The organism is Bradyrhizobium sp. LB13.1 (assembly GCF_054056815.1).
In genome coordinates, this window is sequence record NZ_JBSRYQ010000001.1 from 3,801,955 (window position 1) to 3,827,061 (window position 25,107).

Annotated in this window: 27 protein-coding genes and 1 pseudogene; 11 read left to right on the forward strand and 17 right to left on the reverse strand. The window is 63.8% G+C overall.

Features of this window, described 5'->3' with window-relative positions:
* Positions 1 to 14: 14 nt before the first annotated feature.
* From ACVWYI_RS17870 to ACVWYI_RS17905, 8 genes are all read right to left on the reverse strand, one after another.
* Positions 15 to 932: a ribokinase gene (locus ACVWYI_RS17870; RefSeq protein ID WP_456662767.1), complete on the reverse strand. Its 918-nt coding sequence runs from the start codon at positions 930 to 932 to the stop codon at positions 15 to 17.
* Positions 933 to 946: 14 nt separating this feature from the next.
* Positions 947 to 1,393 (reverse strand): ribose 5-phosphate isomerase B, encoded by a 447-nt coding sequence (rpiB, locus tag ACVWYI_RS17875; protein ID WP_247346250.1) that lies wholly within the window; start codon positions 1,391 to 1,393, stop codon positions 947 to 949.
* 67 nt (positions 1,394 to 1,460) lie between these two features.
* Positions 1,461 to 2,258, reverse strand: a complete 798-nt coding sequence (locus ACVWYI_RS17880; RefSeq protein WP_247346253.1) for a transporter substrate-binding domain-containing protein — start codon at positions 2,256 to 2,258, stop codon at positions 1,461 to 1,463.
* A gap of 20 nt (positions 2,259 to 2,278) precedes the next feature.
* Entirely contained in the window at positions 2,279 to 3,037 is a 759-nt protein-coding gene (locus tag ACVWYI_RS17885; RefSeq protein WP_456662768.1) for an amino acid ABC transporter ATP-binding protein, read from the reverse strand.
* 1 nt (position 3,038) lies between these two features.
* Positions 3,039 to 3,707, reverse strand: coding sequence for an amino acid ABC transporter permease (locus ACVWYI_RS17890; RefSeq protein WP_456662769.1), 669 nt, complete (start codon positions 3,705 to 3,707; stop codon positions 3,039 to 3,041).
* 7 nt (positions 3,708 to 3,714) lie between these two features.
* On the reverse strand, positions 3,715 to 4,398 hold the full coding sequence (locus ACVWYI_RS17895; protein WP_456662770.1) for an amino acid ABC transporter permease: 684 nt from the start codon (positions 4,396 to 4,398) through the stop codon (positions 3,715 to 3,717).
* A gap of 9 nt (positions 4,399 to 4,407) precedes the next feature.
* Positions 4,408 to 5,397 (reverse strand): NAD(P)-dependent oxidoreductase, encoded by a 990-nt coding sequence (locus ACVWYI_RS17900; protein ID WP_456664537.1) that lies wholly within the window; start codon positions 5,395 to 5,397, stop codon positions 4,408 to 4,410.
* Positions 5,343 to 6,083 (reverse strand): FadR/GntR family transcriptional regulator, encoded by a 741-nt coding sequence (locus tag ACVWYI_RS17905; RefSeq protein WP_247346266.1) that lies wholly within the window; start codon positions 6,081 to 6,083, stop codon positions 5,343 to 5,345. The genes ACVWYI_RS17900 and ACVWYI_RS17905 overlap by 55 nt, the downstream gene beginning before the upstream one ends.
* 178 nt (positions 6,084 to 6,261) lie before the next feature.
* Here ACVWYI_RS17905 and ACVWYI_RS17910 point away from each other — a divergent pair, with 178 nt between their 5' ends.
* Together ACVWYI_RS17910 and ACVWYI_RS17915 are read left to right on the forward strand one after the other, a co-directional pair.
* The gene (locus ACVWYI_RS17910; RefSeq protein WP_456662771.1) at positions 6,262 to 6,579 is read left to right on the forward strand and encodes a hypothetical protein; all 318 of its coding nucleotides are present in this window, start codon (positions 6,262 to 6,264) and stop codon (positions 6,577 to 6,579) included.
* 76 nt (positions 6,580 to 6,655) lie between these two features.
* Positions 6,656 to 7,024, forward strand: a complete 369-nt coding sequence (locus ACVWYI_RS17915) for a GFA family protein (protein WP_456662772.1) — start codon at positions 6,656 to 6,658, stop codon at positions 7,022 to 7,024.
* Positions 7,025 to 7,130: 106 nt separating this feature from the next.
* On the opposite strand, the gene ACVWYI_RS17920 is transcribed toward ACVWYI_RS17915, so the two are convergent.
* Positions 7,131 to 7,901, reverse strand: a complete 771-nt coding sequence (locus ACVWYI_RS17920; RefSeq protein WP_456662773.1) for an exodeoxyribonuclease III — start codon at positions 7,899 to 7,901, stop codon at positions 7,131 to 7,133.
* A gap of 41 nt (positions 7,902 to 7,942) precedes the next feature.
* Between ACVWYI_RS17920 and ACVWYI_RS17925 the strand changes: the two genes are divergently transcribed.
* Positions 7,943 to 8,161: a hypothetical protein gene (locus ACVWYI_RS17925; RefSeq protein ID WP_456662774.1), complete on the forward strand. Its 219-nt coding sequence runs from the start codon at positions 7,943 to 7,945 to the stop codon at positions 8,159 to 8,161.
* 12 nt (positions 8,162 to 8,173) lie between these two features.
* On the opposite strand, the gene alr is transcribed toward ACVWYI_RS17925, so the two are convergent.
* From alr to ACVWYI_RS17940, 3 genes are all read right to left on the reverse strand, one after another.
* Positions 8,174 to 9,454 (reverse strand): alanine racemase, encoded by a 1,281-nt coding sequence (alr, locus tag ACVWYI_RS17930; protein WP_456664538.1) that lies wholly within the window; start codon positions 9,452 to 9,454, stop codon positions 8,174 to 8,176.
* 74 nt (positions 9,455 to 9,528) lie between these two features.
* Positions 9,529 to 11,037, reverse strand: coding sequence for a replicative DNA helicase (locus ACVWYI_RS17935; protein ID WP_456662775.1), 1,509 nt, complete (start codon positions 11,035 to 11,037; stop codon positions 9,529 to 9,531).
* A 754-nt stretch (positions 11,038 to 11,791) separates the two neighbouring features.
* Positions 11,792 to 13,042: a class I SAM-dependent methyltransferase gene (locus ACVWYI_RS17940; RefSeq protein WP_456662776.1), complete on the reverse strand. Its 1,251-nt coding sequence runs from the start codon at positions 13,040 to 13,042 to the stop codon at positions 11,792 to 11,794.
* Between the two features lie 279 nt (positions 13,043 to 13,321).
* On the opposite strand from ACVWYI_RS17940, the gene ACVWYI_RS17945 reads away from it, so the two are divergent.
* Positions 13,322 to 14,299 (forward strand): hypothetical protein, encoded by a 978-nt coding sequence (locus ACVWYI_RS17945; protein WP_456662777.1) that lies wholly within the window; start codon positions 13,322 to 13,324, stop codon positions 14,297 to 14,299.
* 45 nt (positions 14,300 to 14,344) lie between these two features.
* Positions 14,345 to 14,899 (forward strand): annotated as a pseudogene (locus tag ACVWYI_RS17950) (hypothetical protein); the annotation flags it as partial.
* Positions 14,900 to 14,936: 37 nt separating this feature from the next.
* On the opposite strand, the gene rplI reads toward ACVWYI_RS17950, so the two are convergent.
* Complete coding sequence (gene rplI / locus ACVWYI_RS17955; protein ID WP_354046926.1) at positions 14,937 to 15,542, reverse strand: 50S ribosomal protein L9; 606 nt, start codon at positions 15,540 to 15,542, stop codon at positions 14,937 to 14,939.
* 49 nt (positions 15,543 to 15,591) lie between these two features.
* On the reverse strand, positions 15,592 to 16,569 hold the full coding sequence (locus ACVWYI_RS17960) for a DUF2232 domain-containing protein (protein WP_456662778.1): 978 nt from the start codon (positions 16,567 to 16,569) through the stop codon (positions 15,592 to 15,594).
* Between the two features lie 287 nt (positions 16,570 to 16,856).
* On the opposite strand from ACVWYI_RS17960, the gene ACVWYI_RS17965 reads away from it, so the two are divergent.
* Positions 16,857 to 17,027, forward strand: coding sequence for a hypothetical protein (locus tag ACVWYI_RS17965; protein WP_456662779.1), 171 nt, complete (start codon positions 16,857 to 16,859; stop codon positions 17,025 to 17,027).
* Positions 17,028 to 17,152: 125 nt separating this feature from the next.
* Here ACVWYI_RS17965 and ACVWYI_RS17970 read toward each other — a convergent pair whose 3' ends face one another.
* From ACVWYI_RS17970 to rpsF, 3 genes are all read right to left on the reverse strand, one after another.
* The gene (locus ACVWYI_RS17970) at positions 17,153 to 18,520 is read right to left on the reverse strand and encodes a hypothetical protein (RefSeq protein WP_456662780.1); all 1,368 of its coding nucleotides are present in this window, start codon (positions 18,518 to 18,520) and stop codon (positions 17,153 to 17,155) included.
* A 1,111-nt stretch (positions 18,521 to 19,631) separates the two neighbouring features.
* A complete protein-coding gene (gene rpsR / locus ACVWYI_RS17975) occupies positions 19,632 to 19,871 on the reverse strand; it encodes a 30S ribosomal protein S18 (protein WP_007592020.1) in 240 nt (79 codons plus the stop codon).
* 5 nt (positions 19,872 to 19,876) lie between these two features.
* On the reverse strand, positions 19,877 to 20,401 hold the full coding sequence (rpsF, locus tag ACVWYI_RS17980; RefSeq protein WP_456662781.1) for a 30S ribosomal protein S6: 525 nt from the start codon (positions 20,399 to 20,401) through the stop codon (positions 19,877 to 19,879).
* 344 nt (positions 20,402 to 20,745) lie between these two features.
* Between rpsF and ACVWYI_RS17985 the strand changes: the two genes are divergently transcribed.
* From ACVWYI_RS17985 to ACVWYI_RS18005, 5 genes are all read left to right on the forward strand, one after another.
* A complete protein-coding gene (locus ACVWYI_RS17985) occupies positions 20,746 to 21,450 on the forward strand; it encodes a TetR/AcrR family transcriptional regulator C-terminal domain-containing protein (protein ID WP_456650313.1) in 705 nt (234 codons plus the stop codon).
* Positions 21,451 to 21,453: 3 nt separating this feature from the next.
* Positions 21,454 to 22,479 (forward strand): fatty acid desaturase family protein, encoded by a 1,026-nt coding sequence (locus ACVWYI_RS17990; RefSeq protein ID WP_247346297.1) that lies wholly within the window; start codon positions 21,454 to 21,456, stop codon positions 22,477 to 22,479.
* Positions 22,480 to 22,648: 169 nt separating this feature from the next.
* A complete protein-coding gene (gene fabD / locus ACVWYI_RS17995) occupies positions 22,649 to 23,608 on the forward strand; it encodes an ACP S-malonyltransferase (protein WP_247346300.1) in 960 nt (319 codons plus the stop codon).
* A gap of 102 nt (positions 23,609 to 23,710) precedes the next feature.
* Positions 23,711 to 24,448: a 3-oxoacyl-[acyl-carrier-protein] reductase gene (fabG, locus tag ACVWYI_RS18000; RefSeq protein WP_247346302.1), complete on the forward strand. Its 738-nt coding sequence runs from the start codon at positions 23,711 to 23,713 to the stop codon at positions 24,446 to 24,448.
* A 311-nt stretch (positions 24,449 to 24,759) separates the two neighbouring features.
* On the forward strand, positions 24,760 to 24,999 hold the full coding sequence (locus ACVWYI_RS18005) for an acyl carrier protein (RefSeq protein ID WP_006020277.1): 240 nt from the start codon (positions 24,760 to 24,762) through the stop codon (positions 24,997 to 24,999).
* The last annotated feature ends 108 nt before the right edge of the window (positions 25,000 to 25,107 follow it).

Sequence of the window (25,107 nt, forward strand, 5' to 3'; positions counted from 1 at the left end):
GCCGCGGAACGATGTCAGGCGAGAGAGGGAATCGCGGCCCGCATCGGCATGCCGGCCTGCGCGCCGCGCGTGAGGCACTTTTGGGCTGCCGCGTCGCACCCGACCTGGAGGGCGGTTTGCAATGGTGCCTTCTCGCTCAACATGGCCGCGAACGCGCCGACAAAAGTGTCGCCGGCGCCGGTCGTGTCCACCGGCGTGATGCGCGGGGCAGGGGCGCGCAGGCGGGTGTCATCGGCCGTGACGGCCAGCGCGCCTTGCGCACCGGCGGTGACGATGCAGGTGAGGTCCCCGGTCCCGGCGAGGTCGGCGGCTGCCGATTCGTAATCGGATGGAGCGAAGCCTATGGCCGCGGCCGCGTCCATCGCCTCGTGCTCATTGACGAGGAGATAGTCGGTCACGGCGAGAAGCGCTGCAACCATATCGCGCGTCATCTGCTCCGGGACTGGCGCCAGGTTCCAAATGACGGTGCCGAATTCCGCTCTCGTCCTGCGTGCGGCCTCGATCGCCTGCGCAAAAGGCACCTCCATTTGGAGCACCAGCACCGTGTCGGGACCGAATAGCCCCGCAGGGAGGTCACCGGCGCTCGCGGTCATGTTGGCGCCGCTGGCCACCGTGATCGCATTCTCGCCGGCATGGTCGACCGTGATGAAGGCGCAGCCGGTCGGCTCATCCGATCTGACGACGAGATCGGCATCAACATTGTTTGCCCGGAGGTTCTCGATCGCGCGATCGCCGAATCCGTCCCGTCCGATGCGGCCGGCCATCCGGACCTGTCCCGGTCCTGCGATCCGCGCGGCGGCCACGGCCTGATTGGCGCCCTTGCCGCCGAAATGCGTCTGGTAGGACGGCGCGAGCACCGTTCGGCCCGGCCCGGGAATGACCGGTACCGAGGCGACCAGATCGATATTGAGCGATCCGAACACCAGGATCATGGCGGCGAGGTCCGTCAGCCTTGCTCGTCCATGACGCGCAGCTTTTCCACGCGGCGGCGGAAATCCTCGTCGGTGGAGAATTCGGCGGAGAGGTACGACGAGACGAGATCCACGGCGAGCCAGGCGCCGACAATCTGCGCGCCGATGCACATGACGTTGACGTCGTCATGCTCGACGCTCTGATGGGCGGAATGGACGTCGTGGCAGACCGCGGCGCGGATGCCCTTCATCTTGTTGGCCGCGATCGAGGCACCGACGCCGGTGCCGCACACCATGATGCCGCGTGTGGCTTCACCCGACGTGACCTTCTGGGCGACTGCGCGCGCGATGTCGGGAAAGTCCACCGGCTTGTCGTCATGGGAGCCGACGTCGAGAACGTCGTGGCCGAGGCTGCGGATGTGGTCGATAACGGTCTGCTTGAGCGGCCAGCCGGCGTGGTCTGATCCGATGACGAGACGCATGTGATGTCCTTCTTGATTTTGCATTGGTCGTGACAGCCGCAAGCGGCTGCCACGATTTTCCGTAGTTTCAGCTACGCATGTCGGGCGGCAGATCGACGCCGTGGAATTTCTTGTAGATCGCGTTGAGCTTGCCGTTCTTGACGTTCTCGGTGATCCAGGCGTTGAGCTTGTCCATCAGGCGCTGCTCGCCCTTCTTCAGGCCAATAGCGAGGTCGAAGGTAGCAAGCGGAATCTTGGACTCGAAGATGCGGGCCGGATTCTTGACGCCGATCTGGTTGATGATCGTCGCGGAGGTGCCGACGCAATCGACCTGGCCGGAGACCGCCGCCGTCACTTCCGTGGCGTCGTCGTCATAGCGGGCGATCTTCAGTTCCTTGTCCTTCATGTTCGACAAGGTGGTGTCCTGCGTGGTGCCGCGCGAGACGCCGATCGTCTTGTCCTTCAGGTCGGGCCAGTCCTTGACGTTGAGCGACTTGAGGCAGCCGACGTCGGATTGCAGCGTCGCGTAGCGCTTGGTGAAGTCGATGACCTTGGCGCGCTCGGGCGTCACCGAGAGCGTCGAAATGATGATGTCGGCCTTGCCGGTCAGGACGTTGGGGATGCGCGTTGCGCCGGTGGTCTGGATGAATTCGAGCTCGAATCCCCAGTCCTTCGCAAGCAGCTGCGCCACTTCGACGTCGGAGCCGGTCGGCTTCATGCTGGCATCCATCATGCCCGAGGGCGGAATGGCGACGTCCGTCGAGATGCGGATCTTCTTCGCCTGCATGATCTCGTCGAGCAAATCGGCAGCCGACGCCGGGCCGGCTGCGATCAACATGAGACAACACGCCGAAACGGCTGCGCCCAGAAATGTCCTCTTTGTCATCCTTGGTTCTCCTCTCCCTGTTACGATTTCAAGTTTCCTGTGCCGACGAATTGCGTCAGCTCCGGCGTCGTTGGCGACGTCAGGATCGAGGCGGGTCCGGTCTCATGAACCTTGCCGCGATGCATGAAGACGATCCGGTCGGCGATGCCCTTGGCAAAACCCATCTCGTGGGTGACCATCACCATGGTCATGCCGTCCGCCGCCAACTGTTCGATCACCTTCAGCACTTCGCCGGTGAGCTCGGGATCGAGCGCGGAGGTGACCTCGTCGAACAGCATGACTTTCGGCTGCATTGCGAGCGAGCGGGCGATCGCCGCGCGCTGCTGCTGGCCGCCCGAAAGCTGCTCGGGGTAGGCGTGCAGCTTCTCCTCGAGCCCGACCTGCGCAAGCACTTTTCGCGCCAGGTCTTTGGCCTCGCCTGTGGCAAGGCTCTTCACGGCGCAGGGGGCGAGCGTGATGTTCTGCTCGATCGTGAGATGGGGAAACAGATTGTAGCTCTGGAAGACGATGCCGACATCCTGACGCAGCGCGCGCAGATCGACGTCCGGACGGTCGACCCGGTGACCGCACACCACGATCTCGCCGCCGTCGACCTTCTCGAAGCGGTCGATGCAGCGAAGCGCCGTGCTCTTGCCGGAGCCGGAACGGCCAATCAACGCCAGCACCTCGCCGCGCTCGACGGAAAAGGAGACGCCATCGAGGACCCGGAGCGGGCCAAAGCTCTTCTGCACGTCGCGAAGCGACACGACCGGTTCGGAGGAGGTGGGTTTTTGTTGCATGTCAGGCTGGCGCGAGGTTGGACCTGCCACGCCCCATCCGCCGTTCCAGCCTCTGGCTGAACAGGGAGAGGGGATAGCACATGGCGAAGTAGGTGACGGCGATGATGGCGTAGATGGCAAACGGCTCGAACAGGGAGTTGTTGACGATCTGGCCCGAGCGCATCAGCTCGACGAATCCGACGACGGAGGCGAGCGAGGTGTTCTTGACGATCTGCACCATGAAGCCGACGGTGGGCGGCGTGGCGATGCGGATCGCCTGCGGCAGGATCACCTTCATCATGCGCTGGGTGCGGCTCAGCGCGAGGCCCTCGGCGGCCTCCCATTGCGGCTTCGGCACGGACTGGATGCAGCCGCGCCAGATCTCGCCGAGATAAGCGGCGACATAGAGCGTGAGCGAGGCGCCGGCGGCCGCGAGCGACGAGACCTTGAGGCCGATGGCGGCGAGGCCAAAATAGCCGAGGAACAGGATGACGAGCAGCGGTGTGCCCTGGATGAGCTGGACATAGACGGCACTGGCGATCCGCACCGATTTGAGCGGCGAGATTCGCGCCAGCGCGATCACGAAGCCGACGATGCCGCCGCCGATCAGCGCGATCAGCGAAAGACCAATGGTCCACAACGCGCCCTGACCGAGGAATATCAGATGGTTGATGCTGAGATGTCCACCCATGGTCATCTCACAACGGTGTGCCGAGCCGGCGACGGCGCGGAAACAGTACGAGGCCGAGGCCCCAGAAGCCCGCGCGCATCACCAGCGACAGGATGATGTAGAGGACCGCGACGATGATGTAGGTCTCGAACGCGCGGTAAGTGTCCGACTGGATGTAGTTGGCGACTGCGGTGAGTTCTTCCGCCGAGATCTGCGAGCAGACCGAGGAGGCCAGCATCAACAGCACGAACTGGCTGGTCAGCGCCGGATAGACCTTCTCGATCGCGGGCAGCAGGATGATATGCCAGTAGATCTGGAGGCGCGACAGCGCCAGCCCCTCGGCCGCCTCGATCTGTCCGCGCGGGATCGCCTCGAAACCGGCGCGCATGATCTCGGCGGTGTAGGCGCCGACATTGATCGTCAGCGCGGCCACCGCCACGGTGAAGGCGGAGAATTTCAGCCCGAGGCTGGCGAGGCCAAAATAGACCAGGAAGATCTGCACCAGCAGCGGCGTATTGCGGATGGCCTCGACATAGATCTTGCAGGCGGCTGCGATCAGCGCGCTGTGCGCGCCGCGCCCGACCGCCGTGAGCGTGCCAAGGACGGCGCCGCAGACCGTCGAAAAGGCCGCTAGCTCCAGCGTGAGGACGGCGCCGGCGAGGAAACTCGGCCAACGCTCCAGCACTGCGGGAAAGTCGAGTTGGAGGCTCATCGTGTAGGGTCAGCCGGTGGTCTGGTTGGTCATGCGGTCGTAGACGCGGAACAGCGCCTGGTTGCCGTTGTTGCCTTCGCCGTGGGCGCGCGCATCGACATATTGGCTGGTGACGAACGCGGTGCCGGGCAGCGGCACGCTCAGCGCCTGCGCCTGCTCCAGCACGAGGCGGAGGTCCTTGAGCTGCAGATCGATCCGAAAGCCGGCGGACACGTCGCCCGCGATCATCGCGGGGCCGAGCTTGTCGAGCATCCAGGATGCGGCGGAGCCACCGAGCAGCACGCGGCGCAGCAGATCGAGATCGAGGCCAGAAGCGCGACCGAGCGCCAGGGCCTCGCAAATGGCCTGGATGTTGATGCCGCAGATGAGCTGATTGCAGAGTTTTACGGTCTGGCCGGCGCCGGCCGCGCCGACATGCGTGATGGTCGTGCCCATCGCGCGGAAGAACGGCTCGGCTTTGGCAAATGCTTCGGCGTCGCCGCCGGCCATGATCGAGAGCGCGGCGTTCCTGGCGCCGAGCGGGCCGCCCGAGACCGGCGCATCGATGAAGCTGACGCCGGCCTTTTGCAGGTCTGCATGGATGCGGCGGACGGCGACCGGTGAGATCGTGCTCATGTCGACGATGAGCTTGCCTGATGGTGGCGACTTCAACAGCCCATGCTCGCCGTAAATGGTCGCCTCGACATGGGGCGTGTCGGGCAGCATGGTGATGACGACATCGGCGCCTTGCGCGGCCTCGGCCGGACTTTTGGCGCGAACCGCGCCTTCCTTGACGATGTCGGCGACAGCAGCCTCATTGAGGTCGAAGGCGCGCACCGCGTGCCCGGCCTTCAAGAGGTTGCGCACCATCTCCAGGCCCATCGTGCCGATGCCGATGAAGCCGACGCTGCCCTTGTCGTTCCGTCCCATGTTATCAGTCCGTTTCTTGTTTCGTCTGTCTGCGGTCAGCGCGAGGCGCTGGTCTTGTCCAAGTCGCCGACGACGGCGCGTCTGCGGAATTCGTCGCCAATGGCAAAATGCTTGCGCAGCGTTGCGTCCGCGCGCTCCGGATCGCGCGCGATCACAGCTTCAAAGATGCGGCGGTGGTCGTCGATCAGATAGGTCTTCATGGACGGGAAGGCCTGCACCAGTTCGCGGCGACTGCGATGCGAATGCGTCAACAGGCCGGCCATCGAGCCATGGAGGACGGTCAGGGTTTCCGAGCGTGAAGCCATCACGATCGTGCGGTGGAAATCGAAGTCGGCTTTACCGCCGCCATCCGCCTCGTCGATCGTTTCCTCGATTTTCGCAAGCGCGCGCTGGAGCCGCTCGTAATCGGCAATGTTTGCGCGCTCGCAGGCAAGCCGGATCGCCTGGCACTCGATCGCGACGCGCGCCTGCATGACGTCGTCGAGCATGTCCGCTTGCTGGGCGAGCGCGAAGGTGAAGAAGTCGTTCAGCACGGAGACGTCCGGCCGCGTCACCACGGTGCCGACGCGGTCGCGGATCTCGACGATGCCGAGCACGGTGAGGGCGCGCAGCGCCTCGCGCACGATTGGCCGGCTGACGCCGAGAAGGCTCGCGAGCTCACGCTCGGAGATCAGGCGATCGCCGGGCTTGAGCGAGCCCGCAAGCAGCCGTTCGCGCAAGAAGGCGAACACCTTCTCAAAGCCCTTTTCGCCTTCGGCCGCGCGCTTGAGTTCCATCCCCGTCTCTTTTGGTCTGATCTTGGTAAGACCAGTAGGATGACCAGAATGGTGCGTCAAGCGCCTTGGTTAACCTCCGGTGTCGCAGGCACCGCCAATCCGAGCCGTTCGCCGGCCCGATCCTTAGAATTTGAAGCGTATTGATCGGAGCGTTCGCTTAGAGAATTTGAGGTCCGCGATGCCCGACCATCATTCCTTCTCCGTGCTCGATCGCCACGCGGTGTTGAGCGGCTCTGATGACGGTTTCCCCTGGTACGCGGGCGCGATGCTTGCGGTCGAGGCGAGTGATGTGATGCGCTTGCGCTACGAAAAACCCAGCCAGGGCAACGAGGCCGCCGGGCGGGAGGCCGTGCTGATGGTGAGCGAGAAGATCGCAGCTGCCTTCGAGACGGCAGCTAGCCTGCTTGCCGGGGCGACGCCGGCAGTGATCGTCCAGCGCTATCGCAAGCATGTGGCCGCGAATGCCAAGCGGTTGTCCGCGAGCGAGGCCCCGTGATGGGGCCGCGCTGCTGACAGCATGTTGGCAGCAGGGGCCGGCTACGACCATCTTCTGACAAAACGGAGAGCGGGTCATGCCGATCGAGGCAAGCTGTCATTGCGGTGAGACGGTGTTCGAGGTGACGGAGGCGCCTTCGAGCGTGACCCGCTGCACCTGTTCGCTCTGCGCCAAGCGCGGCGCGTTGTGGGCCTATTACACGCCGGCGCAGTTTCGGCTGCTGTCGCCGCCGGAGAACGTCACGACCTATCTCTGGGGCAGCCGCACGGTCAGACATCATTTCTGCGCGAGCTGCGGCTGCGGCACCTATTCGGAGTCGCCGGACTGGTCGACTGGCAAGCCCGATTTCGACAATCCCAAGGTCGGCGTCAACGCGCGCCTGTTCGACGATTTCGATCTGGAGGCCGTGCCGGTGAACATGATCGACGGCAAGAATTTGTGGTGAATATGCGGTCTCAGGCATATCTGCTGCACGTCTGTCCACCATTCCTCACCAACGCAAGCGGCAGTGGTGGGCACGCTTCGCTTTGCCGCCCTACGAGTTCGTTCATTTATTTCAGCACGACCCACGCCGGCGCGTGATCGCTGGCGCCATCCTCGCCGCGAACCTTCTTGTCCACGCCCGCTTTAGCCAGGCGTGAGACGAGGGCGGGGCTGAGCAGGAGATGATCGAGCCGCAGGCCCGCATCGCGCGGCCAGCGGTTTCGCTTGTAATCCCAGAAGGTGTAGATGCGCTTCTCCGGATGCAGTTCACGGATCGCGTCGCACCAGCCTTGTGCCGCCAACGAGCCGAAGGCCGCGCGGCTCTTCGGCTGAACCAAGGCATCCTTGTCCCACGAGCGCGTCGGATAGATGTCGATCTCATCAGGCGCGACATTGTAGTCGCCCGCGAGCACCACGGGCAGGTCCTGCTTGATGAAAGTTTTGGCGTGGCGCTTGAGCCGCGCGAACCAGTCGAGCTTGTACTCGAATTTCGGTCCCGGCTGCGGATTGCCGTTCGGCAGGTAGATGCTGGTGACAATGACACCGCTTACGGCGGCCTCGATGTAGCGGGCTTCGAGATCGGCAGGCTTTCCCGGTAAGCGATCGCGGGTGAGAATGGGCTCGGCATTGCGAGCGAGGATGGCGACGCCATTCCAGGTTTTTTGTCCACACCACACTGCGCCATAACCGGCCTTTTCGATGGCGGCCGCCGGAAATTCGCCATCACTTGCCTTCAATTCTTGAAGTGCGACGACATCGGGTTTCGCCGTTCGCATCCATGCCAACAGATTGGGCAGGCGGCGATTGATGTTGTTGATGTTGAATGTCGCAATCTTCATGTAGAGCTGACCGCTTCTTACGTTCCGACACCGGAGATACAATGTCCAAGTTGAACTTTGCCGCCATCGCATTGCTCGTCGCATTCTCCGGAGCGAGTTCGGCACAATCCTCCGATCCGCGCGGCGCGTGCAAGGCGGACTACGATAAATTCTGCGCCGGCCTCGCACCGGGCGGCGGCATCGTCGCCTGCCTCAACGGCAAGCGCGATCAGCTCAGCGCGACCTGCAGGACGGCGCTGGACAGCAGGAAGAAGAAGTAAGCGGCCGATAGGTCAGCCCGGCAGCGGCGGCGGGTTCGCGGGCTGCTCGATCGGCGGCGGAGCGGACGGCTGCTGCTCGGCCGTCTCCGCAGGTGCCGGCTTTGCCAGCGGCTCCACCACATTGCCGCCCCTGTAGATTCGCGCGTAGCGGTGGCCGAGGCTGGTCAGCACCTCATAGCCGATCGTGCCGAAATGATGGGCGAGCTCGTCGACGGTGATGCCCTCGCCAAGCAGCGTCACCATGTGGCCGCGCCGCGCCGCGTTCGGCGGCAAGTCCGTGATGTCGATCGCGATCAGGTCCATCGAGACGCGGCCCGCGACGGGGCAGCGCTTGCCGGCGACGATGATCTCGGCGCCGCGCGTGCCGTCATTGGAGCTTGCGGCGCGGAAATAGCCGTCGGCATAACCGACCGCGATGATCGCCAGTTTCGTCGGCCGCCGTGCGGTCCAGGTGCCGCCATAGCCGACGCTTTCGCCGCGCTCGACGCTGCGGATCTGCACGATGCGGGCCTTGAGGTCGACCACCGGCTGCATCGGATTGTCGGCCTCCGGCGTCGGGTTGACGCCGTAGAGCGCGGCGCCCGGCCGCACCAGGTCGAACTGGAAAGGTGCGCCGAGGAAGACGCCGGAGGAATTGGCGAGCGCGGCCGGCACGCCGGAGAATTCGCTGGCGATGCCGCGGAAGGCCGCGAGTTGCTTGGCGTTCACTGGGTTGTTGAGCTGCTCGGCCGAGACCAGATGGCTCATCACCAGCGTGATGCCGTGGTCGCCGGCATTGATGCGGGGGATGATGGCGTGCGCTTCCGCAAGCGTCAGGCCAAGCCGGTTCATGCCGGTGTCGATATGAACGGCCGCGCCACCAGTCCAGCCGGTGCGGCGGCAGAACACGTCCCATTCGGCAAGCTCGTTGAGATCGCCGATCACGGGGCGGCAGTTGATTTGGGCGTAATGCTCGCCGGTGTTCTGGAAATAGCCGCCGAGCACGTAGATCGTAGGCTCCGGCACGGCTGCTCGCACCTTGCGCGCTTCCTCGATGGTGGCGACGAAGAAGGTCTTGCAGCCGGCCTTGTTCAGGGCACGCGCAACCTGCTCGGCACCGCAGCCATAGGCGTCGGCCTTGATCACCGCCGAGCATTCGGCCGGCACCGCGGTCTTCTCGAGCTTGCGCCAGTTGGCGATGATGGCGTCGAGGTCGACGGTGAGCACGCCGCCGAAGGCAGCGAGCGTGGCAGTTTGATTGGCCGCCGCGGAGAGAAGGCCAGACTGCGGGATCATTTTCGGGTCGGACGCCATTGTCATGACGCCGTTTTACGCAAGAGACCGCTACGGTTCAACCCAAGGAACCGACAAGGAACCGAACAAGGAGCCTAGTAGTCGCCGCCGCCGCGGTCCGGCACCTGACTGTCCGGCGCAAGGTCGCCAAATCGTGTGATCGAAGCTTCAAAGGCCAGATCGACGGTGCCGGTCGGGCCGTGGCGCTGCTTGCCGATGATGACTTCGGCCTTGCCATGCGCAAGATCCATGTCGAGGCGCCATTTTTCGTGCTCGGGTGTGCCCGGGCGCGGCTCCTTGTTTCCGAGGTAATATTCCTCGCGGTAGACGAACAGAACGACGTCGGCGTCCTGCTCGATCGAGCCGGATTCGCGCAGATCTGAGAGCTGCGGCCGCTTGTCGTCGCGCGACTCCACCTGGCGCGAGAGCTGCGAGAGCGCGATCACGGGCACGCTCAGTTCCTTGGCCAGGGCCTTCAGACTTGTCGTGATCTCGGTGATTTCCTGCACGCGGTTTTCGCTGCGCTTGCCCGAGCCTGACAAGAGCTGGATGTAGTCGATGACGATGAGGTCGAGGCCCTTCTGCCGTTTCAGCCGGCGGGCGCGCGCCATCAGCTGCGAGATCGAGAGGCCGCCGGTCTCGTCGACATAGAAGGGCAGCGATTGCAGCTCGATCGAAACCTCGCGGATATTCTCGAAATCGGCTTCCGAGATGCCGCCGCGGCGGATGTGGGAGGAGGGAATGCCGGTGCGCTCGGCGACGATACGCGTGGCGAGCTGGTCGGCCGACATTTCGCAGGAGAAGAAGCCGATGACGCCGCCATGGGCGGCCTTCGTGGTGCCGTCGGTCTGCAGTTCTGGAACATAGGCCCGGGCGACGTTATAGGCGATGTTGGTTGCAAGCGACGTCTTGCCCATGCCGGGGCGGCCGGCGACGATGATGAGGTCGGAGTGCTGCAAGCCGCCCATCTTGGTGTCGAGGTCGCGCAGGCCCGTCGAGATGCCGGACAGCTTTCCGTCGCGCTGGAACGCTTTCGCGGCGAGATCGACCGCGAGCGTTAGTGCCTGCGAGAATTTCTGGAAGCCGCCGTCGTAGCGGCCGGACTCGGCGAGCTCGTAGAGGCGGCGTTCGGCGTCCTCGATCTGCGCCCGCGGCGCGAAGTCGACCGGGGCGTCATAGGCGACATTGACCATGTCCTCGCCGATGCCGATCAGATCACGGCGCAATGCCAGGTCGTAGATGGTGCGCCCATAATCCTGCGCATTGATGATGGTGGTCGCTTCGGCGGCGAGCCGCGCCAGATATTGCCCGATGGTCATGCCGCCGACATCGGTGTCGGCTGGCAGGAAGGTCTTCAGCGTGACGGGCGTCGCGATCTTGCCCATCCGGATCAGGCTCGAGGCGGTCTCGAAGATGGTCTGGTGCAGCGGCTCGAAGTAATGCTTCGGCTCCAGGAAGTCGGAGACGCGGTAAAATGCGTCGTTGTTGACCAGGATCGCGCCCAGAAGGCTCTGTTCCGCTTCGATATTATGCGGCGCGCTCCGATAGGCGGGAGTTCCGGATTCCGGCGCGAGTTTGAGAACGTTCGAATCAGTCAGGGCCATGGTCGAGCGATAGCAATTTTCTGGGGCGGATGCGGGGCCGGGATAAAGCGCCGCCTCAGCGCAAAGCGGAAGCAAAAGCTCGCCGCTATCAACCGATCATTAAAATGGTGGATGATTGGCCGCCGCGGTACGCGCCGCGCTTGACGGATTTTCGCTGAACCAGGTCGCGGCGCAGGTAGCGACCGCGCCACGGAAAACTCCGGATGAAGTGAACCTAATGGGTTGGCGGGCAGACCTATCGAGACGCGCGCGAAATGACGCACGCTGGGAGCTTTCGGCTCGGTTCAGACCAGCAGGAGGTAGACCAGTGCAACCAGGGCCGCCCCGACTCCGGTAGCGATCAGGGCGTAATCGGTGCGGAGGTCGTCCTGCACGTCGAATGAGGTTTGGGTCTCTTTGCTCATGGCGACGGTCTAGGCCAGGGCCGACGGGACTTATGGTGAAGCAGATCACATCTCCCCGGATTCTTTCGGGGGTACGGCCGGAACAGGCGAGCGGGCGGGGGGTTGTCTCCCGCGATCCGCCACCAGGAACGAGGCAAGCGATGCGGCCAGGACGGCAGCCCCGGAATTGGCGAAGCGAAGCAGGCAGCCGGCTTTGGCTGTCGGGGCTGATCGCGGCCATGGAGCACGCTGAGCGGCCTGAAGTGCGTCGGGAACCGGTCGCCCCCGAAATCCTGAAGGCATTGCGGGTGCAGTTGGCCTTGACGGCCTCTTTCCGGTCCGCTCCGATTTCGACCCTGCGCCACTAGGACTTATTCACCAGCCATCTTCAGCCTCGGCTTGGCGCCGGCTTCGACGGCCAGCAGCCGGGCTTCTTCACGCGCGATGTAGTTGCGTGTCATCGGCACTATGCCCTGACGCCGGGTGAGTTGAATCTGGAAGTTCATCATATCCTGCTTGCGGAACGTCATCTCGCTGGCTGCCAGATAAAATTCCCACATTAGCGCGAAGCGCTCGTCGTACAGCTGTACGGATTCTTCGCTCCGCGCCATGAAGCGCTCGCGCCATGCCTTCAAGGTTTCGGCGTAATGCAGCCGCAGAATCTCGATGTCGCAGACCAGCAGGCCCGCCCGCTCGATCGCCGGCAGCACCTCCGAGAGAGCGGGGATGTAGCCGCCGGGAAAGATGTATTTGGCGATCCAGGGATTGGTGGAGTCCGGGCCCTGCGAACGGCCGATCGAGTGCAGCAGCATGACGCCGTCTTTGTCCAACAGCTCGGCGCAGCGCCGGAAGTAGGTGTCGTAGAAGGGGGCGCCGACATGCTCCAACATGCCGACTGAGACGATGCGGTCGAACGGGCCGGCGACGTCGCGATAGTCCTGAAGCAGGAATTTGGCCGATCCGGTCAGACCCTTTTCGGCTGCGCGCGCATTGGCGATCTGCAACTGCTCGGTCGACAACGTTATGCCGGTGACGTCAACACCTGCGATCCCGGCGAGATAGAGCCCAAGTCCGCCCCAGCCCGAGCCGATGTCGAGCACGCGCTGGCCGCCCTTGACGAGCAGCTTTGCGGCGATGTGTCGTTTCTTGGCGAGCTGCGCATCGTCGAGGGTGGTCTTCGGCGTCTCGAAATAGGCGCAGCTATATTGCTTGTCGGCGTCGAGGAAGAGCGAATAGAGCCTCGCATCGAGATCGTAGTGGTGTGCGACGTTGCTGCGGGAGCGCGGGCGCGGATTGAACTGCCTCAGGTGCCGCGCCAGGTAGCGAAGGTGCCACCAGGGTTTTGCCCAGTGCGGCAATAGGTCGGGTTGATCGAGCAGGATCGCGAGGGCATCAGCTATGGTGCCGTGCTCGACGACGAACTCGCCGTCCATATAGGCCTCGCCAAGCCCGAGCTCGGGATTGACGAGGATCTTCCGCTCTGCGTCCGCGGTGACGAAGCGGACTGCAACCGGTTCGCCTGAGCCATCGCCGACCGTGAACTTCGAACCCTTTGCCGCGGTCACCGTCATCGACCCGCGGCGGATGAATTGAGACAGGAATTGACGCAACAATCGGTCCATCGATACCCATCCTCTCGAGCGAACCCGAAGAGATGCGACTAAGCCGGCATTCACCCTACGCGCGGCAACCGCAGCGGTTCCTATGCGTTTGCATCTAAATCTAGGGGAAGTGTCCCGTCCCGGCTATTGCGCTGTGTTCACGGCCGATATTCAAAAAGCGCTTAATCACATTCTTGCGCGTGGAGCCTGCTTCCATTCGCGGCTCAATCGGATAAAAGGTGACCCGCCGCCGCGCCCCATGCCGGCTGCACCTCTCGGAATTCAATGGAGATGATGGGAATGTCGAGCCGAGCGCTCAGCCTCGCGACGGTATTGCTTTTGATCGGCTTCGGCGCGACCGATGCCGCTCTCGCGCAGGCGACGAACCTCGAGGCCGGTAAGGCCCCATCCCAGCTGTTCACGCAGACCTGCACTGCATGTCACAAGAGCCCGCGCGGCCTGTTGAAGTCCGTGGCGCCGGGTTCGCTGCCGGGCTTCCTGCGTCAGCATTACACGACCAGCTCCGACATGGCCGGCGTGCTTGCTTCCTACCTCGTCTCCAACGGCGCCACCGACACCCGCTATCAGGCCAAGGACGGCAAAGACAAGAAGGACGGCGTCAAGGACAAGGAAGCCAATACCAATCCCGCGCAGCCCCCTGAACATCGGGGCCGCCGCCAACGTTCGCAGGAGTCCGTCAGGCCGGAAGGCGAGGGTGCCGCGCCCGCGGCCGAGGGCGCGCGTCAGAAGCGCGCGGCGCGGCCGGCCGAGGAGGGCGCCAAGGAAGGCGTGAAGCCCGAGGGCCAGGCCGCCCCCGAAGGGCGCAAAGGTAAGCGTCGCGGCAAGCCCGGGATCGAGGAGGCGCCGAAGGTCGACGCCGCGTCGCCGGCGGCAGACGACAAGAAGAATGAGCCGAAGGTCGAATCCAAGCCCGAGACTGCGAAGGATGATTCCGGCGAGTCCAAATCTGAAAGCAGCAAGCCGGCCGAGAAGCCCGCCGAGGCCAAGCCCGAGAGCGCCAAGGTTGAGCCGCGCGGAAGCGATACTCCGGCGCTGCGGCCCGATCCGGTGCCGCAGGTGACACCCGCTGCACCGGCCGCCGCGAAGCCCGCCGAGCCAGCTGCGCCCAAGCCGGCGGAAGAGGCTGCTCCCAAGCCTGCCGCGAGCTCCGAACCGCCAGCGAAGTCGCAGGAGCCGGCGCCGCCCGCGACCGCCGCCGCCCCACCCGCGGCGCCAGCCGAATCGTCCGGTGCGCCGACGCCGCCGATTTCGAGATAAGCGACCCATTTTTTCCGATCGACTTGCGAAGGCCGCACGCATCCGCGGTCCTCGCATCGCGCCGCCAATGGCAGCTTCTTCCACGTCTTCGGCTCGAAGAAGGAGCTGGCCGGTGCACTGTTCCTCGATGTGCTCGGGTACTATCACGCCGCGATACTGGCCGCGCTCGATCCTGTGCCGGACGCCAGGCAGGGGATCGATCGCCTGATCCGGGCGCATCTTGATCGGGTCGTCATCAGCCGCCGCGAGGCGCGCTATCTTTTCGAGATCTCGCGCAGCGAATGGGGCGAGAGTGTTCGCGACGCCCAGCGCGCGCAGAATGCGCGCCTTGCCGAAGGCATCGAGTGCTGGCGCGCACCGCTGGTCACGCGCGGAGAGCTCTTGCCGATGACGCCGGTGATGTTCGTCAGCCCGCTTATCGGTCCGGCTCAGATTTTTTGCCGCGCCTTCCTGTCGGGACGCGACCGCGCCGATCCGCGCGCCGAGACCGATACGTTGATCGCCTGCGATGGCATCGAGAAGCATACGGCAACGGCGCTCGCCTCGATCGCGATGCTGAGCGAGGACGTCGTCGCGAAAACGAAAAACCCGGCCGCCTGAGGCGACCGGGTTTCGAAAGCCTGCGCGAACGCGAGGCTTACTTTTCGGTCTCTTCCGCAGCCGGCGCCGGCTCGGCCTCGTCCTGCTGGGCTTCCGGATCGAAGAACTCGCCGGCGGCGGCGATCGCTTCGGCGGCAGCATCCCGGTCTTCGTTGCGGGTCGAGATGTCTTCGCCGCGGTTGATGCGCTCGGCCTCGTCCTGGCTGCGCGCCACAGTGACACTGATCTCGACCTCGACCTCGGGGTGGACGGCAACTTTGATGGTGTGCTTGCCGATGGTCTTGATCGGCGCGTCGAGCTGAACCTGCGGGCGGGACAGCGAAACGCCGTCGGCTTCGAACGCCACGACGATGTCGCGCACGTTGACCGAGCCGAACAGTTGGCCGGCTTCCGAAGCCTGACGGATCACGATGATGTTCTTGCCCTGGATCTTCTCGGCGACCTTGGACGCCTCGCCCTTGGACTCAAGGTTGCGAGCCTCGAGGTCGGCCTTCATGCCGTCGTACTTGGCGCGGTTGTCGGCGGTGGCGCGCAGCGCCTTGCCGCGCTTGAGCAGGAAATTGCGGCCATAGCCGTCGCGAACCTTCACGACTTCGCCCATGTGACCGAGCTTGTTGACGCGTTCCAGCAAAATGACTTCCATATTCGTTCTCCTTCGAAGTGTTGAGTGGGTTGGATTTTCGGACTTGAACTTAAGGGACCGGCAGCGGCGGTGGCTGGCGCGTACGCAGGAAGCGTTCGCGGAGGCCGAACACGGCATCCGCAAGGCCGAGGATCACCATCGCGATGACGGGCCATCCGAACACGACGACGACGGCGTAGGTCGAGCCGAGCCAGAAAGTGCGGCTCTTCAGCGCCAGCGTCAGCGTATGCAGCACCGCAAAGCCGGTCAGCGCATATCCCATCATTAGCGCCGCCGTGGCGATCTGCGCCACGATCGCAAGCAGTCCGCCGGTGAAGCAGAAGGCAAGCGCGATGCAGAGCGCCACGAGCGTCATCGGCGGCAGCTCCGCTGTCATCAGGTCCGGCCAGGGGCGCCGCAGCCGGCCCGACGTCGCCGTCACCTTGGTGCTGAGCCAGAGATTGAGGGTCAGCGTCATCATCGCGACGATGGTGGCGCCGGCCGGCGCGATCCGCACCAGCGCGTCGACAAATTGGTCGGTCTCGCCGGAGGTCTGCGGGTCGGCGGCGCGGAGGAGGCGCATCAGGCCACGACGCAGCGTGCCGATAATGGTTTCGGCGTCGGTGCCGAGGGTAAGCAGGGCGGCGATCGTGGTCAGCGTGGCGAAGCCCGCGATCCATAGCAGGATGCGGCCGACCGGATACCACTCGAGCGCAGGTTCGGCCGACGGCTCGGCGGCCGCCGCCGGGGCGACGGGTTCCCCCTGCCGGCTGAGCAGGACAAGGTGGCCGAGCCACCAGGCCGGCAGTGCGACGGTGACGGCGAAGGCGATGCCGTAGGGCAGGCCGAACAGGGCGCCGAGGCCAAGCGCGGCGGCGATGCCGCCGAGGGTCGCGCAAAGCGGTCCCCAGCCGATCGAGGCGACCATCAGCGGCAGCGGCGCGAGATAGAACAGGACGAGCGAGATCAGCGCGCCCGAGACGATCGAGGCGAACATCACGGCCGACGCAGCGCCGGCGATCAGGGCTATCAGTCCAAAGGCCATCATCAGCTGTCCCGCTCCCTTCGAGCGGTTAGAGCGAGACCAGCGGAAATGCCAGTGTTATCAGGGGTTTATGGCTATCAGTGAATGCTCTCTAGCAAAAACCGTAGCAGAAACCTCAGCTCACTCAGCCCTGCGGACTCCAACCGGGAGCCGCAAACGAGTGCGGCCCCCGAGGGAGCCGCAAACCAACGCCGGCCTTCTACCACTTTCGTCCCGATATTCAACGCCCAATCTGATGGGCAGCGTCTAGCAAGTCGTCGAAGGTTCCCGGCATCACGTGGCGATAGGTCTTGCGGACCGTCGCCAGCGAACTCCCGATCGCGGATGTCCTCGAATACAGCCTCACGGAAGGCAAGGTTGTGCTGCCAGCCGAAGTTTTTGATGATCCGTCCCCAATTCCCAAACTTGATGATTGGGCCGGGCTCAAGGGGAGTGGGACTGCAGTGAAAAAAACGGCATGAAGACCCTCATCAAGAACGGGGTGACAAATATTGGTTCACTCTCAGCGATCGGCCGCATCGTCAGAGCAGTCTACTGGCTTTCCACCGTTTCGAATGCAGGCGCCACGAAGCTCCCGCGCAGCGCACTACGGGCTGTTAAAGGCAGGGTTCTGAGGCCCGGCGGCCAAGAGCAGCGCCGCGCCTTCGACCACCGTAATTCCTCGGCTCTGGAACATCGCGACGATATCGGCTTCGCTCGCCTTCCCCGTTGCTAAGAGTTGATCCGTCTTGAAGTCGTCGACCACAAAGCCCTTGCCGGCCGCGCGGCAAATAAGGTTGTTCTGTTTGCAATAGACGGCCCCGGGGATCTTCGAAACGCTAACCGCAGCGGCCGTCATGATGTCAGCGAGCACCGCGTAGCGCGTGCGGAATTGTGAATCAAACAACACCTTGGCACTCTCCTGTCGGCCGGAAAAAACCAGGCGCAGCGCAAGCGCGACAACCATCATCACCCGCGCGCGGTTTAGGCCGATCGCCACAGCTACAGGTGATGCGGCGATCCGAGCCAGCGCAGCGCCGGTACCGATCGCGAGCGCAATCGTCAGGTCGAATTCAGCGTTCCCAAAGACGCCGTCGCCGAGCCATTGGGTGAGGCATGAGAGCAGCGCAACAGCAGCGTGCAGTGCCGTGAAACGCGCAGCGTAGCTGGCGCGATCAAACCACGCCCAAGAACCCCACAGGATGGCCGCGAGCGCCAGCCATTGCAGATGACCGAGTTGGCTCATCAGGTGCGGAACCGAGTAGGCGCGAGCGGTGAGCAGGTTGGTGAAGAATTGAGGCCCGAATATCGCGTCGCAGATGGCGAGCCCCGCGGCCGCAGCGCCGATGCTGATCAGTACCGGCCGGGCGGCCCCGCGCCAGTCGCGCAAGTAGAGCCAAAGAACAGCCGTTGCCGGCATGGCTATGATGTTGTGCTTCCAGAAGCCCGCCAGAACCATGAGCAAGAGCGGCAGAAGCGGCGAACGGCCAGCCTTTTCTTGAGCGAGGAACCATACCAGCCCTGCGCCCATGATCGCCTGTCCCGCAATCTGCGGATCGTTCGCGCCGACATAGAAAGTCGCGTTGTGCGCCATTAGGGCAACGAACCATAGCGCGCCGACAACTCCGGCAGAGAGCGACCCGGCCAAAATCCTCACGGCCATTGCGATCTCTACGGCCAGAGCGAGAAGCCCCACAAACGAGAGCACGCGGCCCACATAGAGGCTATCACCAAACAGCCTGCTGAGTTCGCCGATGACGAAGAATGAAAGCGGTGGGTAATTGTTGACGATGAGTTCGCCGGCGCCTGGATACAGAGGCAGACCGGCAACCACGGAATCCTGGTGAAAGGCGTTCCATGACTCGGTAAACCAAATCTCGATCGGGAATTGAGCCCGCCAGACCGGCCAAATCAAAAAATAGGACGCGAGCACCGCAAAGATGCCCGCGCACAAAACGCGCGTATGAATATGCATTTCAGCCCCGCCGACACGCTACTCAACCGCTGCGGGACCTGCAAGCGTTTCAATCAGGGGGGAATCTACGGGGTTGCCAAACTAACGGAGGCAAGCGCCACTGCCGATGGGGTTAGCGGACAACGTCTTGCGGAAGATACGCGCCGGTTGCCCTCATGTTGAGAGCCGAGATGTTGCGCCTCATTGAGCGGAGCAGGACCGACCACGGCGGATCATCACTTGGCTGAAGTGGCGCCGACGCACCGAGCTACGGAGGCAGCGAAATAGTCCTGAGCGCTAACCCGCGTCGCTGGCGAGGGCCATGGAGAGACCGTTTGAGGCCGATGCGGTTCGGCTGCACCCGATCGCGGAACGCGCATGGGGAGGGGCTGGGTTGGGGCTGGCGCATGAGGCAGCCCTGGACGGGGCAGCGGAGCCCGTGGAGATGGGTTTCGATCGCTGTCAACAACGGCCTATAGCGATCGGGATCGAGATCAGCGCACGAAAAGAGCCGGTCTCAGCGATCGACGCGACGTTTGATCTCGTTCCTAAACTCAGCGCTCGAATTGAACTCGTTCACAAATTGGCCCAGTGCATTGAAGCCAAAGCGACGGCGCCTATGAATGCCCCTGCAACCTCTACAGCCGTTTTTTCCTCTTGTAGATAAGCAGGGCCACAACAGCGACGGCGCTGCCGAGAAAGATCGTGGCGAGGAAATAGCCGCTAACCACAGCAACAACGGGAGCGCCAAATATGAACACGAAAAAAGGCCAGATAGTCGGCTCGGGTTCGCCCGGCGGCAATCCACGCCACTTCTGCTACATCGTTGCCCCTCCATAGAAATCACCCGCGCAATCTAAGCGCGAGGGAGGATCAAGGCCAAGATCGGTCCCGTCTAGCCTGCGTTCGCGTGGAACGGAGCTTCAACCGTAGCAGTTTCGTAGCAGAAAACCCGGTACGCAGCGTGAGCTTATGACAGCAGATTCGTTGATTTAATTGGGAAAAATTCTTGTAGCTCAAACGAGCGGTTAGAGGCATCTCGCCCCAACCATCGGCGACCGGACGACCCGGAAGCCTTATGAGAAACTAGGTAATACGGCCGGCGGCGATGTCACCGCCGGCCGAATTCGTCTTAGCGAATGACGTAGGGCAGCAGGCCCAGGAACCGCGCGCGCTTGATGGCGCGGGCGAGCTCACGCTGCTTCTTCGCGGACACCGCGGTGATGCGGCTCGGCACGATCTTGCCGCGCTCGGAGACGTAACGCATCAGCAGCTTGGAGTCCTTGTAGTCGATCTTCGGAGCATTCGCGCCCGTGAACGGGCAGCTCTTGCGACGACGGAAAAACGGGCGGCGTGCACCAGCTTCAGCCATTGTTCTTACTCCCCATCCGTCGTGGTGGTGGTGGTAGTGGTCGTGGTTTCAGCGTCGTCGCGCGGACGGCGCGGACCGCGGTCACCGCGGAAGCCGCCACCTTCACGATCGCCGCCACGGAAACCACCCTCGCGGTCGCCTCGGAAGCCACCGCCTTCGCGATCGCCACGGAAGCCGCCGCCACGGTCGTCACGCTCGCGGTCACGGTCGGCCTTGCGCATCATCGCGGACGGACCTTCCTCAAGCTCCTCGACGCGGACGCTGAGATAGCGGATCACGTCTTCGCTGATACGCTCCTGGCGCTCGATCTCGGCGATCGCCGCGGACGGCGCGTCGATGTTGAGCAGCACGAAATGCGCCTTGCGATTCTTGTTCATGCGGTAGGTGAGGGAGCGCACGCCCCAATTCTCGGTCTTGACAACCTTGCCGCCGAGACCCTCGACAATGCCGGTCATCTGCGCGGTCAGTTCTTCGACCTGCTGCGTGCTCGCGTCTTGGCGCGCGAGAAAAACATGCTCATAGAGAGCCATGGAAGTCCTTTCCTCATGTTGGCGCATCGCCCGGCGTCAAGCCCTTAAGAGGCCTTCGGAAAGGACTCTGGGATTAAGCTCAGAAGGCGGAAACACGGGACGACGGGCCGACTGGCCCTGCCACACCAAGATCACGAATGATTTGCTGAGACCGTCCGTTCAGCTCCCGGCCGGGGTCTGCGGATGCGCGCCTTATACGGATTTTGGCTGACTTGGCAAGGTTGAGGGCGGCATTTTCGGCGCGGATGGTCCCGATGCGGGCAGCCTGACCCACCGCAGAGTAACATGCCTGGTTGATTTATTTGTTTGTATGTCATACAAATAAATCAACGGAGCGGACCCCAATGGCAGAAAACTTGTCCCAGGAGCCGTTTGAGGCGGCTGGCGACCCCAAGCACGCCGCCCGCGCTACGCGCTCGGCCGGCCGCAGAATGCGCTCGCTGCTGCTGGATGCCGCGAGCCCGCTGTTTCGGGAGCGGGGGCTATCGGGCACGGCAATCACCGACATCGCAGCCGCCGCGAACGCGTTCCCGAGCCAGATCACCTACTATTTCCGCACCAAAGAGGCGCTGTTCGTCGAATGCGCCTGCCGCGAGCTGCTGTATCTGGCGCGGGCGACCGAGCGGGCGGCGCTGCAGGCGCGCACGCCACGGGACTACACCCATGCGCTGGCCGAGACCGTGACGGCAAACGATTCGGTGGCCTTCTTCGCCGAGGCGCTGACGCTGACGCGGCGGCGCCAGGATCTCGCACCGCTGGTGGAGCGCACCATCGAGCGCCTGCACAGCGAAGGCGCGCGGGCCTATGCAAGCCAGGTTGAGCGGCACGGCTGGCGCTCCCTGCGCGCGCCCGACGAAAGCTCGCGGCGATTCTGGGCCGTCGCCATCGGCGTCATTCTCGAAGGCTACGCCATGGGCCGTTCGCCCGAGGCTCTGTGCGCCGAGATGCTGCGCGTGCTCGGCGAGCAGGCGAAATCCACGGGCGACACGGCGCGCCTTCGTCTCGTCGACGAGCGGGACGCATCAAGCAATTCGAATGAGGAGGGTTAGGCCATGACCGCGCTTCGCATGCGTGCCCGCGATTTCCTGACCGACGATCAACTCGCCGACGTGCGCCAGCGCGTGACCTGGAAAGGCGTCGCGCTGATCGCGCACGCCTGGGCGCTCATCATAGCCGCAATCGCCTTGGTCGCGTGGTGGCCCAATCCGATCACCTATATCTTCGCCGTCGCCATCATCGGCTCGCGCCAACTCGGGCTCGCGATCCTCATGCATGACGGCGCACATGGCTGCCTGTCCGCCGACGAGAAAGCCAATCTGACCCTGAGCCAGTGGTTCTGCGCCTATCCTCTGTTCGCAGAGACGCGTAGCTACCGGCGCTATCACCTTCAGCATCATGCGCGTACCCAGCAGGAGGATGATCCTGACCTCGTGCTGTCGGCGCCGTTTCCGATCACGAAGCTGAGCTATCGCCGCAAGTTCATTCGCGACATCACCGGGCAGACCGGCTTCCAACAGCGCAAGGCGCAACTGCTCAACGCGCTCGGGCCGAAGGACTGGCCGTTGCGGCAGCGCGCAGCGCATTTTTGGGAGAAGCTCGGCCCGCAATGCCTCGTCAATGGCGCGATGTTCGCAGCGCTCACCGTGGCCGGCGTGTGGTGGGCCTATCCGCTGCTATGGCTGGTGCCGCTCGTAAGCTGGATGATGGTCATCACCCGCATCCGCAATATCGCCGAGCACGCGGTCGTGCCTGACAGCAGCGATCCCTTGCGCAACACCCGCACCACCTACGCCAATTTTCTCGAGCGCCTGTTCATCGCGCCGTACTACGTGAACTATCATCTCGAACATCATCTCTTGTTCTACGTGCCCTGCTACAATCTGCCGAAGGTTCATCGCCTGCTGAGCGAAAGCCGGCACGCGGGCCGCATGGAGGTGCAACCGAGTTACGCCGCGGTACTGCGGCTTGCGACCGCGAAGCCGAACCGCGACGACCGGCCGGGTCAACTGGTGAACAGCGCGCGCCGCGCGCAGGCGGGGTCGGAGGTCGACGCCAACCAGACCGCCGGCGGATTCTAGGGACCCGATCTCCGGTTGAATGCCGGCCGATGCTCCCTGGCTTGACATTCCGGCCTCGGACAGTGTCTACGGCCCCCTTTGGGGCATGATCGGGAACCAAGGCTCGGGCCGGACGTAGTCGGCTGCCGGTTCTCGAAGACAACTGCTCGATCGATCCAGGGGAGCGCCGATGACGGCAGCATTCACATTTCCGGGGCAGGGTTCCCAGGCGGTCGGTATGGGCAAGGCTCTGGCTGACGCCTTTCCGGTGGCACGCGCCGTCTTCGACGAGGTCGATGCCGCGCTGGGAGAGAAGCTGACGGCAATCATCTGGGATGGTCCGGCCGAAACCCTCCAGCTCACCCAAAACGCCCAGCCGGCCCTGATGGCTGTGTCCATCGCCACTCTGCGCGTGCTGGAGGTCGAAGCCGGGTTTTCCGTGGGGCGGGATGCTGCCTTCGTCGCCGGCCATTCCCTCGGTGAATATTCGGCCCTCGCTGCGGCCGGCAGCCTGACGATTTCCGACACCGCGCGGCTGCTTCGCACCCGCGGTCTCGCAATGCAAAAAGCCGTGCCGGTTGGCGCCGGCGCGATGGCCGCTCTGCTCGGCCTCGACTACGAGGCCGCCCTGGAGGTCGCCAAGGAGGCGGCGCAGGGGCAGGTCTGCCAGGCCGCCAACGACAATGGCGGCGGACAAGTGGTCGTCTCCGGCGACAAGGCCGCGGTCGATCGCGCCGTCGAGATCGCCAAAACCAAGGGCGCCAAGCGCGCGATGTTGCTGCCAGTGTCGGCGCCGTTCCATTGCACGCTGATGCAGCCGGCTGCGGAGGCGATGGCGGCGGCGCTGGCCACGGTCACGATCAAGGCGCCGGCGGCGGCGCTGGTGTCGAACGTGCTGGCGAGCGCGATTACCGACCCTGATGAGATCCGACGCCGCCTTGTCGAGCAGGTCACCGGCACCGTGCGCTGGCGCGAGTCGGTTGCCTATATGGCAGGGCAGGGCGTCAACTGTTTCTTCGAGATCGGCGCCGGCAAGGTGCTGACCGGCCTCGTCAAGCGTATTGCTGACGGTGCGGTCGGCGTTGCGGTCAGCGGGCCCAACGACATTGCTGCCGCCAGGGATGCATTGGCCGCTTCGAAGCAGGCCTGAAGCGCGATGATTCCTGGTCGCGCTTGCGTTCTTTAGTTTACGCTCGATCTTTTCGGAAAACCGCTGCGCACTTTTCCGGTTCGTGCTTTGGAGGAGTTATTGATGTTCGATCTGACTGGCAAAAAGGCGCTCGTCACCGGCGCAACCGGCGGCATCGGCGGTGCGATCGCACAGGCGCTGCACGCGCAGGGCGCCACCGTCGCGATATCAGGGACGCGCAAGGAAGCGCTGGATGAGCTTGCCGGCAAGCTCGGCGAGCGCACCCATGTGCTGCCCTGCAATCTCTCCAAGGCCGACGAGGTCGAGGCGCTGGTGCCCGCGGCGGAAGCGGCAATGGGACAGGTCGACATCCTCGTCGCCAATGCCGGCATCACCCGCGACAATCTCTTCGTGCAGCTCCGTGACGAGGACTGGGAGGAGGTCATCAACATCAATTTGACCTCGACCTTCCGGCTTGCCCGCGCCGCCACGAAATTGATGATGCGCAAGCGCTTCGGCCGCATCATCGCCATCACCTCGGTGGTCGGCGTCACCGGCAATCCGGGGCAGGGCAATTATACCGCGTCGAAGGCGGGCCTGATCGGCATGATCAAGACGTTGGGTGCCGAATACGCCAAACGCGGCGTCACTGCGAACTGCATTGCGCCCGGCTTCATCAAGACGCCGATGACCGATGCGCTCAACGACAAGCAGCGCGAAACGATTCTGACCAAGGTTCCGGCCAATCGCCTGGGGACGCCAGAGGACATCGCGGCGGCTGCCGTCTACCTGAGTTCGAACGAAGCGGCCTACGTGACCGGCCAAACCATCCACGTCAACGGCGGCATGGCCATGATCTGACGCCTGATGCCGCTCCGCCCCCCTCAGGCGGCGCCGGATACGGCAAACGGCCGTTTCCGGAGCGAAATGAGGCTTGTAGTCAAGGCAATTGAAGTATGATAACCGGACCTTCAACGGATGGGCAAAGAACGCCATTGCAGGTTTTTGAAACCCTGTATATTGGCGATGCGGAGCCTTGGCCGTCATTCGCCGGGCCTGCATCGGTTAGGATGGGGCCAAATCAAAGTTTGTAAGCGAAGGCAGTCAACGACCACGACGGCTCGTATCGTCCCGGGGGGTCGGGTCTACAGGGAACAACACGAGGTTATGCAATGAGTGAGATTGGCGAGCGGGTTAAGAAGATCGTGGTCGAACACCTTGGTGTTGAACCCGAGAAGGTTGTCGACGCTGCGAGCTTCATCGACGACCTCGGCGCCGACAGTCTGGACACCGTCGAGCTGGTGATGGCATTCGAAGAAGAATTCGGCTGCGAGATTCCGGACGACGCCGCGGAGACGATTCTCACCGTCGGCGACGCCACGAAGTTTCTCGAGAAGAACGCGAAGAGCTAAGGCTCTTCATTTTCGCGGGGAAAACATTGAAACCGGACGGGCCGCCCAACAGCGGTCAGCCGGTTTCTTGTTATTGGCCGTGAATGTTTCGATGCGGAGTTTTCGGAT